This window comes from Pseudomonas sp. NPDC087817 (genome assembly GCF_044742875.1).
Classification (GTDB): Bacteria; Pseudomonadota; Gammaproteobacteria; order Pseudomonadales; family Pseudomonadaceae; genus Aquipseudomonas.
This window is the reverse complement of the sequence record NZ_JBIUVJ010000008.1, coordinates 1-13238: the sequence shown is the minus strand read 5'-3', so window position 1 is coordinate 13238 and position 13238 is coordinate 1. Positions and strand designations below refer to the sequence as shown.

The window sequence follows — 13238 nt, the reverse complement described above, 5'->3', positions numbered from 1 at the left end:
ATTTGATTCACAACATAGAAACCTGTGGGAGCTGGCTTGCCAGCGATGAGGCCAGATCATCCAGCCTCAATGCCCGCCAACCACCATATGGGTAAACGGCGCCACATACGCCTGCAACGTCACCAACCCGCCAACCAGAATCGCCAGCACAATCGAGTGAAAGAACACATAGCGCAAAATCTCGCCCTCATGTCCATACCAGCGCGTCGCCGTGGAGGCCACCACAATCGATTGCGCATCGACCATCTTGCCCATTACCCCGCCCGAACTGTTCGCCGCCGCCATCAGGATCGGACTGATCCCGAGCTGCTCTGACGTCACCCGTTGCAGCCCGCCAAACAGCACGTTCGAAGCGGTATCCGAGCCCGTCAACGCCACGCCCAGCCACCCGAGCAAGGTGCCGAACATCGGATAGAAAATCCCCGTCGCCGCAAACGCCAGGCCCATGGTCGCGTCGAGTCCCGAGTAACGCGTGAGAAACCCCAGCGCCAACATCGCCGCAATGGTGATCAACGAAAAGCGCACCACCCAGAGCGTGCGCAGGTACTGCTTGAACAGTTGCGGAATCGAGTAGCCCATCAGCAGACCGCCGACGATCGCCGCGAGCAAAATCCCGCTGCCGGTGGCGGTGAACCAGGTGAATTTGTACACCGCTTCCTCGGCTTTCGGCGCGGGTACCACTGGCGGGACTTTCTCGATTTGCAGGTGCAGCGTGGTGAAGGTCACGGCCGGAGCGAAAATCGGGTTGGCCTCGTTGACCGGTTTGCCTTGCGGATCAAGTTTCGCCGAATGCGTGACCGGATCGATTGCCGGGCGCACGTCGAACATGTTCTTGAAGCCCTGGGTGCCCCAGGCAAACACAAACACGGTGAGGATGATCCACGGCATCCACGCGCGCATCACCGCCGGGCGCGCCTGATCGCTGAACGCGGCGCTGGCGGTGACTTTTTCTTCCTCGACTTTCGAGTTGTCGACTCGCCCTGACAGCGCCGCCGAGGTATGAATCGTCGCCGGTTTCCACACCTTCAAGAACAGCGTCAGGCACGCCATGGAAATCAGCGCGGCGATCACGTCCACCAGCATTGGTCCGTGGAAGTTCGACACGAGGAATTGCGGCACGGCGAAGCTGACCCCGGCCACCAGAATCGCCGGCCAGATCTCCAGCATCTTGCGCCACCCGGCGAACGCCCAGATCAACCAGAACGGCACCAGCACGGAAAAGAACGGCAGTTGCCGACCGACCATCATCGACAGTTCCATCTCATCCAGTCCGGTGACTTTGGCCAGGGTGATGATCGGCGTACCGAGCGCGCCAAAAGCCACTGGCGCGGTGTTGGCGATCAAGGCCAGACCGGACGCGGCCAACGGTGAAAAACCGAGGCCAATCAAAATCGCCCCGGTCACCGCTACCGGCGTGCCGAAGCCCGCCGCGCCTTCGAAAAATGCCCCGAAGCAAAAGGCGATCAACAGCAACTGCAAGCGTCGATCGTCGGTGATCCGCGCCAGTGAATCCTGCAACACCTTGAACGAACCGTTCTCGGTGGTCAGGCGATGCAGGAAGATGATGTTGAGCACGATCCAGCCAATCGGCAACAAGCCGTTGGCTGCGCCGAACAGCGCCGCAGAACCGGCCATGCTCGCCGGCATGCCGAAGGCGAAGATCGAAATCAGCAGCGCCGAAGCGAGGGCGAGCAGGGCGGCCAGATGCGCCTTGACGTGGAAGAAGGCCAGCGCCGCGAGCATCACCACCACCGGCACGGCGGCCATGAGCGTGGAGATCACCGGGTTGCCGAACGGATCATAGATTTGCTGCCAGACCATGGTGCACCTCTGCTTTTTATTCTTGAGGGCGCAGGTCCGTTGCGTGGGTATCGTCAAGAAGCAGTATAGGTGGCATTACGCCGCCGTTCGGCCAGGGTGATTGAGGCGATAAACGGTCATTGCTGGCCACTGAATCAAAGTGTTTTTGCCCGGTCGTATGGGCGGCTGCGCGCACTGCGTCCTGAAGATGCAGGCAGCGTTAGCCGTTCCGTCGTCAAGACCTTGGTTTTAGGGAAGTGTTGAATGAAGCGCACTACAACGATGTTGCTGACCGTGACCGCCGCCGTAATGCTCGGTGGCTGTGTGGCGGACTTTGATGATGACCACCGCCACGGCCGGCATTACGACCGCGATCATGGGCGCAATTACGACCATGACCGGCGCTGGGATGACCGCGATGACGACCGCCGCGACGGGCGTCGCTACTACCGTGATCGCGATGATGACTGACTGAGTTCTGCGCGTCGGGCATGAAAAGAGTTACGCAGACATGAGGGGATGGACTCGATGATGGCGATTCAGTAGCATCGCCGTCTTTTTGCCTTTCTCACCCAAGGATGATCATGTCTGTCTCTCCTCTGTTGCGTTGCTCGCCCGCTGTAATCTGCGCAGCGCTGTCGGGGCTCTTGCTTTCGGGATGCTCTGTGACGGGCACTTATCAGGATGCTACCGACAGCAATGCCGCCAAGTTGCGTTTTGTCGCCAATACCGATAACGCAACGATGGACTACTACGATGCAGAGCATTGCGATGGTCTGACGACGGGCCTGCTCAACAATCTGTTCATCCCCGACAGCAACCGCCGGGCCGGCATGATGGTCGCCCCACCGGAAAAGGCCAGGGGCTATCTGGAAATCAAACTGCCGCCCGAAAAAGACATGTACCTGAGTGTCAACACCCAAGTGGGTTATGCCGTTTGCGGATACGGTTTCAACTTCAAACCTGAGCGTGGTTCAGAGTACGAATTGACCCTCAGCGTCAAGGGCCGGCAATGTTCGACATTGTTGCAGCAGGTGCAGCGTATTGACGGCAAGGACCTGCGCACGCCCATTCCAATGAAACGAGAGGGACTGGAGGCATGTGCCGGGCGTGGGATCTTTCCGAAAACACTGGTGCAGTTGCCGGATACGCCGGAGCGCACCGCCATGATCGATCGCATCGTCGAGGCGAGTCTTTTCGTGGCGATCAAATCTGATCTGAAAACGCCGACGTCGACGAGCTTTTCCCCGGACAAAATCGATTCGATGGTCAGCGAGCGAAAGGGCAAAATCCGCTTCGAATTGCCGGATGAGTACTGGACGCTCTATCGCCAGAATCTGTTCGAGTTCACCCATGAAAGCGATGCCATTGCCAGCGAGGCGATGGCACGTACCAGCGATGAGTACCGCAAGCGTTTGCGCAGTATCGACGACCAGCAGTTGAAGGCATGGTCCGCCGTTGACGGTACTTCCGGTAAGCGCGGCAACGTGGCGCCGACGGAGATGGAGACGGCCATGATCCAGTTTTACTATCAGTCGGCCAAAGAGGAGATGGCCGAAGCCAGCAGACGCCATCTCGACCGCATGGCTAGATTGGAAGCGCAATACGACGTGTGCTCGCGTTACCGCGATTGCTGGACACGCTGAGCAGCGTTATTGCGTTGTAAAAAAGCCCACTGCGCCGAAACGGCCAGTGGGCTTTTTTGTGCGTGTTGCAATTAAAAGTGAGCGCTCGCCCGGACGCTGGTATGCGCAGGCACTGAGGCCTCGAGATCCAGCAAATGGGTGGCGAGAATGTCGCTCAGAAAGCGGAACTGATCGTTGATGCCGACCACTTCATTGCTGAAATGATTGGTCGCGGCGGGCATCAGCAGATCTTCGAAATCTTCGTTGAACACCAGCGTCTGCGCCTTGCGGTTGACGACGTGTTGTTCGTAGTAGTTGCTGCCGAACACCGGGAAACTCACGGAGAGTGCGATGGTGTGAATCATGATGTGAACTCCTCGTTGTGTCTCGGATGGGGCAATCGTGCCTTCGCCGGACGGCGGGCGGAAGGCAATCGTCGCGATGGTGAATATCGACGGCATTGATGGTTGGGAATTCGGTGGTGGGTTTGCTGGCCCCATCGCCGGCAAGCCAGCGCCCACGGGAATCGCGGGTGCTCACAAAATCCAAGTTCGCTGGAGATCACTGTGGAAGCTGGCTTGCCAGCGATAGGGCCAGCACCTCCACCATCAGGCTCTACTGATCCACCTATACTCAAATCTGCCTATCTCCTGATTTGAAGGAAACCGCCACCGTGACCCTGCGTGCGCTGGCCCTTGCCGCACTGTTTCTGCTGGCCGGCTGCGCCTCTTCGGTGCGGGCCCCTGCACCCGCGCCGGCAGTGGTTGTGTCACCAGCGACCTGGCAGCAAGTCGACCGCGAGATCGTCAGTGCTTCGCAACAGGCCACCGAGCAGGTCAAGCTGTTCGCCCGTGGCTCGATGGAACATTGGCGCACTCGCGTCTATCAGCAAACTGAAGAAAATTTCATCCCGTGGTTCAGCAGCTACTGGACCCAGGAATGGCTGTCGATGAAGGTCAGTTGGTACACGATCAGTGCCGGCGGCGAGCAGGACGCATCGGCCAAGCGACTGGCGACGTATCTGCTTGAGCAATATCAGGAAAGGGTCCTTGCGCCGGTGGCGGTGGAGATCGATCCGGACGCCATTCTGGGGCAGGCCACGGCGTTCTATGTGCAACTGATGGCGCAACAGATGCCGCTCATCGCCCAGCGTCACGGTGTGCCTGTCGCTCAGCTCAACGGGCGTTTGCAGAAGATACCGGCGATCGCACTTGGCCCGCCGCCTGCTCGCGACGCCTCGTTGTACAAGGTCATCAGCACCGAACCGTTGAACACGCTGCCGGCCTACGCGGCGCTGATCGACAAGATTCACACCGACGGCGGCGCCAAGGGCATTGCCTCGACCGACGCCGGTATGGCACCCGTGGCCAAACGCGCCAGCCAGCGCATGGAAGCGGAAATGGCCCCGCGTGGCGCCGCCAGCGCCGTCGCAGCAGCGGCCGGCAAACTGGCTGGGGCGATGATCTCGGTGGGAGTGATGGGGATCCGGGCGATCCTCCAGGCCAACGACCGGCCTGACAGCGAGGCGCTGATCCGCAGCAGCCTGGGCAACACCTTTGACAAGGCCTGGCTGAAACTGGTGCAGAACCCGACCACCGGTGTCATGGCCGGCACGTTGCACATGGCCGGGCAGGTCGAGCGCAATCTGGGTGGGGGCGAGGAGCCGTCGGTCGGGTTGGGCGTGAATCGTGTCGAATGGCAGCCGCCGCAATCGACCATTCAACAGAACGAACCCACCGTACAAGGAGAATAGTCATGGCTTACATCGATATTTTTGTTGCCCCGGTCCCGACTGCCAATCGCGAACAGTACAAAAAACATGCCGAAATCGCCGCGGTACTCTTTAAGGAATACGGCGCTCTGAGCGTGGCCGAATGCTGGGGTGACGACGTGCCGGACGGCAAGCTCACGTCGTTCCCGATGGCAGTGAAACTCAAGGAGGGTGAAACCGTGGCGTCTGGCTGGCTGATCTGGCCGGACAAGGCCACTCGCGATGCCGGCATGGCGAAAATGATGGAAGACCCGCGCATGAAACCCGACGTCAACCCGATGCCGTTTGACGGGCAGCGCATGATTTATGGCGGCTTCCAGTACCTCATCGAGCCCTGAAGCCTGAAACTTTCGGGAACTCGAATAACTCTGTGAGAGCTGGTTTGCCAGCGATCGGGCCAGCCTGTTCAGCATCAGTGTTGACGGGGCTATCGCCATCGCTGGCAAGCCAGCTCCCACAGGGATTTGCGCTGGATGGACGATCGCGGCATCCCGCAGGTTTTGTATCTCATTCTGCTGACGGGGTGATCCGGCAGCTTTTGCGGTGGCGGATCTGTTCGTCCGTCGGCCGCTCACGGATGAATTCGAAACGTGGCTCGCCCTCGCTGTAATGCACCAGCCAGCCCCATTCCAGTTCCTGTTCATCCTGCCCGGGATTCGGTGGCCGGGCCCACCACGGCTCTTTGCTGAGGATCTCGCGCATGGCGACCTCCGGTTGATGGCAATCCTTGAACTATAGACCTGCGTTGCGAGTCGTCAGATCAGGCTGTGTAGAATCTGCCGTTCACCAGTGAAGGAGCAGGTCATGACCGATGAAACGCACAGGGATGAGCCGTTCAAGCGGCTGTTTTTTGCACTGGACTGCCCACCGGCGCAGCGCAAGGCGATTGCTCAGTGGCGTGCGGAGTTGGGTTTGCGGGCCGGCAAAGCTGTACCGGCGGATAATTTTCACCTGACCCTGTTGTTCCTCGGCGCCGTGCCGCTGGCGCAGATCGGCGAGGTCTGCGAAGCCGCTGGCAAAGTGCGCACGCCGGGGCAGGCGTTGCGCATTTCATTGGATCGCTTGCAGGTCTGGCACCGCGCCGGGGTGTTGTCACTGGCGCCCGAGCAAGCGCCGCCGGAGTTGCTGCGCCTGGTCTACGGCCTGGAACAGGCCATGCTGCCATTCGGCTTTGAAGAGACAGCCCGAGAGTTTCGCCCGCACCTGACATTGGCGCGTGACTACCGTGCGTCGGAGCCGGAATCCGCTACGCCACCAGAGTTTTTCCTGCGTGCCGAACGCTTTGCCTTGTTCGAATCGCACAAGGGCCGTTACCGCGTTCTGCAGGATTGGCCGCTGATCTGAAGAGACAAAAAAAGGCGCCCGAGGGCGCCTGAAATTCACCTGAGCAGAGGGAGCCAGGTGAGGCCGTTCATTTGCAGGGTGCAGCGGTGGTAAGGCGCTGCGTGAACGGGAAAGCACTGAATTATTTAAGCTAAGAAAATCCTGGGCCTGGCACTGTCTGAATGTGATCTCAAAACCCTGTGGGAGCTGGCTTGCCAGCGATGGGGTCAGCACATCCGAATCACCTTTGCCTGACCCACCGACATCGCTGGCAAGCCAGCTCCCACATGTTCATCAGTGTTGTTGGAACTCCAACTCCGTAGGGTTACTTGCCGAGTTTCACTCGGGTCCAGCCACGGGTCATGATCCGCTGGGTGGCGATCGGCTGATCCGGTACCGCATACAAAGTCGCCATCACCGCCTGCGACGGATAAGAGCCCGGGTCGTTGCGGATCGCTTCGTCCACCAGCGGTGTAGCGGCCGAGTTGGCATTGCTGTAGCCGTTGCTGTTGGTGATCTCGGCAATGATGTCCGGGCGCATCAGGAAGTCCATGAACAAGTAAGCGTTCTCGACGTTCGCCGCATCGCGCGGGATGGCTACCATGTCGTAGAAGCTGCCGGCGCCTTCCTTGGGGATGCTGTAGTCGATCACCACGTTGTTCCCCGATTCCACGGCGCGGGCCTTGGCCTGCAGCACGTCACCGGAATAACCGACGGCCACGCAGATGTTGCCGTTGGCCAGATCCGAGATGTACTTCGAAGAATGGAAGTACGCCACGTACGGGCGGATTTTCATGAACAGCGCTTCGGCTTCGAGGATGTGCGCCTTGTCCTTGTCGTTCACCGGGTAGCCCAGATAGTGCAGGGCGGCCGGGATCATTTCGGTCGGCGAATCGAGGAAGCTGATGCCGCAGGCTTTGAGTTTTTCAGCGTTTTCCGGCTTGAACAGCAAGTCCCAGGAGTTGGTCGGGGCGTTGGCGCCGAGTACTTCCTTGACCTTGGCCGGGTTAAAACCGATGCCGATCGAGCCCCACATGTACGGGAACGCATGGGCGTTGTCCGGATCACTGGCGGCAGCGTTTTTCAGCAGCACCGGGTTGAGATTCTTCCAGTTCGGCAGCTTTGATTTATCCAGCGTCTGATAGACGCCGGCCTTGATCTGCTTGGCCAGGAAACTGTTGGACGGCACGACCAGGTCGTAACCGGATTTGCCCGCCAGCAAACGCGCCTCAAGGGTCTCGTTGCTGTCGAAGACGTCGTAGGTCACGCGGATACCGGTCTCGTCTTCGAACTTCTTGACGGTGTCCGGCGCGATGTAATCGGACCAGTTGTAAACACGCAGCACCTTGTCGTTGGCCTGGGCGCCCATGACGATTGCGCCCATTAAGGACAGTGTCAGCAGAGTCCTGCCAAACATTTTCATCGGTGAAACTCCATTCTTCTTATTCAAAAACACAAACCGGGTGTACATAAAACCTTGGGAGAGAGCTTCTGTGGTGAGGGGATTTAGCGAAACGTCGCACCGCCCCCGATGGGCTGCGAAGCAGCCCCAAAACCTGTGCATGCGGTGAGTCAGATACTCCGCGTGGAATGGTTTTACGACTGCTTCGCAGCCGATCGGGGCGGTGCGACGTTTCGCTAAATCCCCTCGCCACAAAAGTTGTCTCACATTAAGCGATAGTCGCGGCGCGTTGCGGCTGTTGCCACGACTCATTCGCCGTCTGATCCATCGCTTCCTGAATCGCCTTCTTGCGGCTGGCCTCTGCCTTGCGGCCGAAGTACCAGACCAGGAAAGTCACCAGCGACACCGCCAGCAGAATCAAGCTCGCCACCGCGTTGATCTCAGGCTTCACGCCCAGACGCACCGCCGAGAACACTTCCATCGGCAGGGTGGTGGAGCCCGGGCCGGACACGAAGCTCGCCAACACCAGGTCATCCAGCGACAAGGCGAACGACATCATCCCGCCCGCTGCCAGCGACGGCGCGATCATCGGAATCGTGATCAGGAAAAACACCTTGAACGGCTTCGCGCCCAGATCCATCGCTGCTTCTTCGATCGACAGGTCCAGTTCACGCAGGCGGGCGGAGACTACCACCGCCACATAGGCTGCACAAAACGTGGTGTGGGCGATCCAGATCGTCACGATGCCACGTTCCTGCGGCCAGCCGATCAGTTGCGCCATCGCCACGAACAGCAGCAACAGCGACAGACCGGTGATCACTTCCGGCATCACCAACGGCGCAGTGACCAGGCCACCAAACAGCGTGCGGCCCTTGAAACGGGTGACACGCGTCAGCACGAAGGCGGCGAGGGTGCCCAAGGCCACCGCAGCAATCGCGGTGTAGCAGGCGATTTCCAGCGAGCGCACCACCGAGCCCATCAGTTGCGTGTTGTCGAGCAAGCCGACGTACCACTTCACCGACCAGCCGCCCCACACCGTCACCAGTTTCGAGGCGTTAAACGAGTAGATCACCAGAATCAGCATCGGCAGATAGATGAACATCAGGCCGAAGATCAGCATGAACTTGGAAAAACCGAAGCGTTTCATCCCCGTGCCTCCATCTCTTTGGCCTGGCTGCGGTTGAACAGCAGAATCGGCACAATCAGGATCAACAGCATCACCACCGCCAGCGCGGACGCTACCGGCCAGTCGCGGTTATTGAAGAACTCTTGCCACAGCACGCGACCGATCATCAGCGTCTCCGGACCACCCAGCAGTTCCGGAATCACGAACTCGCCAACCACCGGAATGAACACCAGCATGCAACCGGCGATGATCCCGTTCTTGGCCAGCGGCACGGTGATTTTCCAGAAGTTGTTGAAGTTGCTCGAGCCCAGATCCGACGCGGCTTCCAGCAGGCTGCCATCGTGTTTGACGAGGTTGGCGTACAGCGGCAACACCATGAATGGCAGATAGGCATAGACCACGCCGATGTACACCGCAGTGTTGGTGTTGAGGATCTCGATCGGGTGATCGGTCAGCCCCGTCCACATCAGAAATGCGTTAAGCAGACCGTTGTTGCTGAGAATGCCCATCCACGCGTAAACGCGGATCAGGATCGCGGTCCAGGTCGGCATCATGATCAACAGCAGCAGGACGTTTTGCGTTTCCTTGCCGGTTTTGGTGATCGCGTAGGCCATCGGGAATCCGATCAGCAGGCACATCATCGTGCTCAGTGCGGCGACCTTCAACGAACCGAGGTACGCCGACAGGTACAACTCGTCTTCGCCGAGCATGCTGTAGTTGCCGATGTTCAGCAGCAGCTGGAATTTCTGTTCGGCGTAGGTGTAGATCTCCGAGTACGGCGGGATCGACAGTGCGGCTTCCGAAAAGCTGATCTTCATCACCAGAAAGAACGGCAGCATGAAGAACAGGAACAGCCAGATGAACGGAATGCCGATCACCAGTTTTCGTCCGCTGGGCACCAGGCGCAGGAATTGCTGATTGAAGGTTCTCATGAGCGCAGCACCACGCCGCTGTCGTCTTCCCACCAGACGTAAACCTTGTCGTCCCAGGTCGGACGCGCGCCACGGCGTTCGGCATTGGCCATGAACGACTGGACGATCTTGCCGCCGGGCAGTTCGACGTAGAACACCGAGTGACCGCCGAGGTAAGCGATGTCATGCACTTTGCCTTCGGACCAGTTGTAGCGGAACTCTGGCTTGGTCGTGCTGACGAGCATTTTTTCCGGGCGGATCGCGTAGGTGATCGACTTGTCTTGCACCGAGGTGCTGACGCCGTGACCGACGTAGATCTTCTGCTGCAAATCCGGGCTGTGGATGATCGCGTGACCTTCAAGGTCTTCCACCACGGTGCCGTCGAAAGCGTTCACGTTGCCGATGAACTCGCAGACCATGCGGCTGACCGGGGCTTCATAGATGTCGACCGGGCTGCCGATCTGAGCGATCCAGCCCAGGTGCATGATCGCAATGCGCTCGGCCATGGTCATGGCCTCTTCCTGGTCGTGGGTCACCATCACGCAAGTCACGCCGACGCGCTCGATGATCTCTACCAGCTCAAGCTGCATCTGCGAACGCAGCTTTTTATCCAGCGCGCCCATTGGTTCGTCGAGCAGCAACAGCTTCGGCCGCTTGGCCAGCGAGCGGGCGAGGGCGACGCGCTGGCGCTGACCGCCGGAGAGTTGATGCGGCTTGCGTTTGGCGTATTGGGTCATGTGCACCAGGCGCAGCATCTCTTCGACGCGGGCGTCGATTTCGCTGGCCGGCAAACGGTCCTGCTTCAAGCCGAAGGCAATGTTTTGCGCGACGGTCATGTGTGGGAACAGCGCGTAGGACTGGAACATCATGTTGATCGGCCGCTCGTACGGCGGCATGTCGGTGATGTCCACGCCGTCGAGCAGAATCCGCCCTTCAGTCGGCCGCTCGAAACCGGCGAGCATGCGCAGCAGGGTCGATTTGCCCGAACCGGAGCCGCCAAGCAGGGCAAAGATTTCGCCCTGATGGATCTCCAGGGACACGTCGTCCACTGCCGTGGTTTCGTCGAACTTCTTGGTGACACGATCGACTTTCACCAACACCTTTTTCGGTTGCTGATGACCTTCAAGTGCCTTCCTGTAAGTGCTGGAGGCGTTTGCCATGTGAAACTCCCAACAGGTTTCAGTCGCCGGGCCAACGTGGCCTGGCTTAAGAGTGGATTGCAGATCTGTAAGTGCATTCCCGGTCGGATCACATCCCCCTGTGGGAGCTGGCTTGCCAGCGATGGCGGAGGGTCAGTCACCCATTATGTTGAAGGTGATGGCCTCATCGCTGGCAAGCCAGCTCCCACAGGGTTTTGCATTGATCTGACGGGTACAGCTCATACCGATCCGGCTTGGTCGGCGCCGCCGTCCTGGCTGCCTGGGTCGTACTTGTTGTTATTACGGTTTGTTGTTTTCACGGATGACGGATGCGCACACGCGCAACCGCCGACCCCGTGGGGGCAGTAAACAGTTTTGAAATCCTTGGATGTATCAGCGCTGGTTGCGTCGCGCCGCCCGTTGCCTGCAAGCCTCGCCGAATGCCTGGAAAATTCGCAGGTAGTTCGGGTTGTCGAGCACTTGCCACTCCGGGTGCCATTGCACGCCGAGGGCAAACGACGGGCTGTGCTCGACCGAGATCGCCTCGATCAGACCGTCCGGCGCCACCGCTTCGGCGCGCAGGCCGGGGCCGAGGCGGTCGATGCCCTGACTGTGGATCGAGTTGACCTGGAACTCGCCCGGCAACTCCAGCGCTTCGAACACGCCGCCATCCAGCACGGTCACAGCGTGAGCCGGTGCGTATTGCACGGCCACGTCCGGACTATCGGCTTCGCGGTGATCGAGCATGCCCGGCAACTCGTGCACTTTCTGATGCAGGCTGCCGCCGAACGCCACGTTCATTTCCTGGAAACCACGGCAGATGCCGAGCACCGGAACGCCCGCCGCGATGGCTGCACGCAATAAAGGAAGGGTGGTGGCATCCCGCGCCGGATCGTGATCCGTGCCGGGGGCGCTGGCCGGGCCTTGATAGTGGAAAGGTTCCACATTCGAGGGCGAACCGGTCAGCAGCAGACCGTCGAGTTGACCGAGCAGGTCCTCGATTTCAGTCAGGTTGCCAAGGGAAGGAATGACCACTGGCAACCCCAGCGCCGCAACGCTGACAGCGCGAACGTATTTGTCGCCGCTGATGTGATAGGGGTGCAGGCCAATCTGTTTGACGCACGCAGTAACGCCGATCAATGGCTTGAATGCCATTTTTATTCACCTCGAAGTTTGACACTTGAACGAGCTTTTCCGGAGCTTAGCCTCGTTGATTTTAATTAACAACTGCCATGTAAAAAATTCTAAACGCCGTTCATCAAATCTTCATAATTTCCGGGCCTCTGGCACCTGTATTGGCACGAGAGTGTTAAAAAAGGCCCTAAAAATAAAGGCTGAGCGGCCAGCTGTTCGCTATTGACTTCACTTTGCCGTTCGGGTTGACTGGCTCGGCGAAACAGCAGTGAACATAATAATTAACAGCTAAATAGGTGCATCATGTCGGTCCCTCTGCGTACCGTTCAACTCAACGAAGCAAACGCATTCCTTAAGAAATATCCTGAGGTTTTGTACGTCGACCTTCTGATTGCGGATATGAACGGTGTGGTGCGCGGCAAGCGCATCGAACGCACCAGTCTTCATAAGGTTTACGAGAAGGGCATCAACCTGCCGGCCTCGCTCTTCGCCCTCGACATCAATGGCTCCACGGTGGAAAGCACCGGCCTGGGTCTGGACATCGGCGACGCTGACCGCATCTGCTACCCGATCCCCGGCACCCTGAGCATTGAGCCGTGGCAGAAGCGCCCAACCGCCCAATTGCTGATGACCATGCACGAGCTCGAAGGCGAGCCGTTCTTCGCCGACCCGCGTGAAGTGCTGGCCAACGTCGTACGCAAGTTCGATGAAATGGGTCTGACTATCTGCGCGGCGTTTGAGCTGGAGTTCTACCTGATCGACCAGGACAACGTGAACGGCCGTCCGCAGTCGCCGCGCTCGCCGGTATCGGGCAAGCGTCCGGTGTCGACTCAGGTCTACCTGATCGACGACCTCGACGAATACGTCGACTGCCTGCAAGACATCCTCGAAGGCGCGAAAGAGCAGGGCATCCCGGCTGACGCCATCGTCAAGGAAAGCGCCCCGGCGCAATTCGAAGTCAACCTGCATCACGTCTCTGACCCGCTCAAGGCGTGCGACTTGCTCCA

The 13238-nt window shown here is 59.2% G+C and carries 13 protein-coding genes and 1 pseudogene; 6 read left to right on the top strand and 8 right to left on the bottom strand.

What is annotated here, in order from left to right; genetic code table 11:
- Positions 1-66 precede the first annotated feature (66 nt).
- Positions 67-1821 (bottom strand): L-lactate permease, encoded by a 1755-nt coding sequence (locus ACIONG_RS09665; RefSeq protein WP_401298580.1) that lies wholly within the window; start codon positions 1819-1821, stop codon positions 67-69.
- Between the two features lie 243 nt (positions 1822-2064).
- Between ACIONG_RS09665 and ACIONG_RS09660 the strand changes: the two genes are divergently transcribed.
- Both ACIONG_RS09660 and ACIONG_RS09655 read left to right on the top strand, forming a co-directional pair.
- Entirely contained in the window at positions 2065-2271 is a 207-nt protein-coding gene (locus ACIONG_RS09660) for a hypothetical protein (protein WP_401298577.1), read from the top strand.
- Positions 2272-2543: 272 nt separating this feature from the next.
- Positions 2544-3446, top strand: a complete 903-nt coding sequence (locus ACIONG_RS09655) for a hypothetical protein (RefSeq protein WP_401298574.1) — start codon at positions 2544-2546, stop codon at positions 3444-3446.
- Between the two features lie 71 nt (positions 3447-3517).
- Here the strand turns inward: ACIONG_RS09655 and ACIONG_RS09650 are convergent, their stop codons facing one another.
- A complete protein-coding gene (locus tag ACIONG_RS09650; protein ID WP_212809289.1) occupies positions 3518-3790 on the bottom strand; it encodes a hypothetical protein in 273 nt (90 codons plus the stop codon).
- A 308-nt stretch (positions 3791-4098) separates the two neighbouring features.
- Between ACIONG_RS09650 and ACIONG_RS09645 the strand changes: the two genes are divergently transcribed.
- The gene (locus tag ACIONG_RS09645) at positions 4099-5178 is read left to right on the top strand and encodes a hypothetical protein (protein ID WP_401298571.1); all 1080 of its coding nucleotides are present in this window, start codon (positions 4099-4101) and stop codon (positions 5176-5178) included.
- Positions 5179-5180: 2 nt separating this feature from the next.
- Positions 5181-5534 (top strand): DUF1428 domain-containing protein, encoded by a 354-nt coding sequence (locus tag ACIONG_RS09640; RefSeq protein WP_103305911.1) that lies wholly within the window; start codon positions 5181-5183, stop codon positions 5532-5534.
- Between the two features lie 169 nt (positions 5535-5703).
- On the opposite strand, the gene ACIONG_RS09635 is transcribed toward ACIONG_RS09640, so the two are convergent.
- A complete protein-coding gene (locus ACIONG_RS09635) occupies positions 5704-5898 on the bottom strand; it encodes a hypothetical protein (RefSeq protein WP_103305912.1) in 195 nt (64 codons plus the stop codon).
- 102 nt (positions 5899-6000) lie between these two features.
- Between ACIONG_RS09635 and thpR the strand changes: the two genes are divergently transcribed.
- Complete coding sequence (thpR, locus tag ACIONG_RS09630; protein ID WP_401298567.1) at positions 6001-6540, top strand: RNA 2',3'-cyclic phosphodiesterase; 540 nt, start codon at positions 6001-6003, stop codon at positions 6538-6540.
- A gap of 304 nt (positions 6541-6844) precedes the next feature.
- Here the strand turns inward: thpR and ACIONG_RS09625 are convergent, their stop codons facing one another.
- From ACIONG_RS09625 to ACIONG_RS09605, 5 genes are all read right to left on the bottom strand, one after another.
- Positions 6845-7942 carry a polyamine ABC transporter substrate-binding protein gene (locus tag ACIONG_RS09625; RefSeq protein WP_401298564.1) on the bottom strand — a complete coding sequence of 366 codons (1098 nt, stop codon included), beginning with the start codon at positions 7940-7942 and terminating at the stop codon, positions 6845-6847.
- Between the two features lie 247 nt (positions 7943-8189).
- A complete protein-coding gene (locus tag ACIONG_RS09620) occupies positions 8190-9068 on the bottom strand; it encodes an ABC transporter permease subunit (RefSeq protein WP_401298561.1) in 879 nt (292 codons plus the stop codon).
- Positions 9065-9946: an ABC transporter permease subunit gene (locus ACIONG_RS09615; protein WP_401298853.1), complete on the bottom strand. Its 882-nt coding sequence runs from the start codon at positions 9944-9946 to the stop codon at positions 9065-9067. Before ACIONG_RS09615 ends, ACIONG_RS09620 begins: the two co-directional genes overlap by 4 nt.
- 29 nt (positions 9947-9975) lie before the next feature.
- Positions 9976-11118: a polyamine ABC transporter ATP-binding protein gene (gene potA / locus ACIONG_RS09610; protein ID WP_123528987.1), complete on the bottom strand. Its 1143-nt coding sequence runs from the start codon at positions 11116-11118 to the stop codon at positions 9976-9978.
- A 372-nt stretch (positions 11119-11490) separates the two neighbouring features.
- Positions 11491-12252 carry a gamma-glutamyl-gamma-aminobutyrate hydrolase family protein gene (locus tag ACIONG_RS09605; protein ID WP_401298558.1) on the bottom strand — a complete coding sequence of 254 codons (762 nt, stop codon included), beginning with the start codon at positions 12250-12252 and terminating at the stop codon, positions 11491-11493.
- 282 nt (positions 12253-12534) lie between these two features.
- On the opposite strand from ACIONG_RS09605, the pseudogene ACIONG_RS09600 reads away from it, so the two are divergent.
- Positions 12535-13238, top strand: a pseudogene (locus tag ACIONG_RS09600) (glutamine synthetase); the annotation flags it as partial.

Bases quoted from the DNA above. Each gene is read 5' to 3' on its own strand.
- ACIONG_RS09655 (WP_401298574.1), top strand. From the start codon at position 2,544: ATGGACTACTACGATGCAGAGCATTGCGATGGTCTGACGACGGGCCTG.
- ACIONG_RS09635 (WP_103305912.1), bottom strand. From the start codon at position 5,898: ATGCGCGAGATCCTCAGCAAAGAGCCGTGGTGGGCCCGGCCACCGAAT.
- potA (WP_123528987.1), bottom strand. From the start codon at position 11,118: ATGGCAAACGCCTCCAGCACTTACAGGAAGGCACTTGAAGGTCATCAG.
- ACIONG_RS09650 (WP_212809289.1), bottom strand. From the start codon at position 3,790: ATGATTCACACCATCGCACTCTCCGTGAGTTTCCCGGTGTTCGGCAGC.
- thpR (WP_401298567.1), top strand. From the start codon at position 6,001: ATGACCGATGAAACGCACAGGGATGAGCCGTTCAAGCGGCTGTTTTTT.
- ACIONG_RS09665 (WP_401298580.1), bottom strand. From the start codon at position 1,821: ATGGTCTGGCAGCAAATCTATGATCCGTTCGGCAACCCGGTGATCTCC.
- ACIONG_RS09605 (WP_401298558.1), bottom strand. From the start codon at position 12,252: ATGGCATTCAAGCCATTGATCGGCGTTACTGCGTGCGTCAAACAGATT.
- ACIONG_RS09620 (WP_401298561.1), bottom strand. From the start codon at position 9,068: ATGAAACGCTTCGGTTTTTCCAAGTTCATGCTGATCTTCGGCCTGATG.
- ACIONG_RS09660 (WP_401298577.1), top strand. From the start codon at position 2,065: ATGAAGCGCACTACAACGATGTTGCTGACCGTGACCGCCGCCGTAATG.
- ACIONG_RS09640 (WP_103305911.1), top strand. From the start codon at position 5,181: ATGGCTTACATCGATATTTTTGTTGCCCCGGTCCCGACTGCCAATCGC.
- ACIONG_RS09625 (WP_401298564.1), bottom strand. From the start codon at position 7,942: ATGAAAATGTTTGGCAGGACTCTGCTGACACTGTCCTTAATGGGCGCA.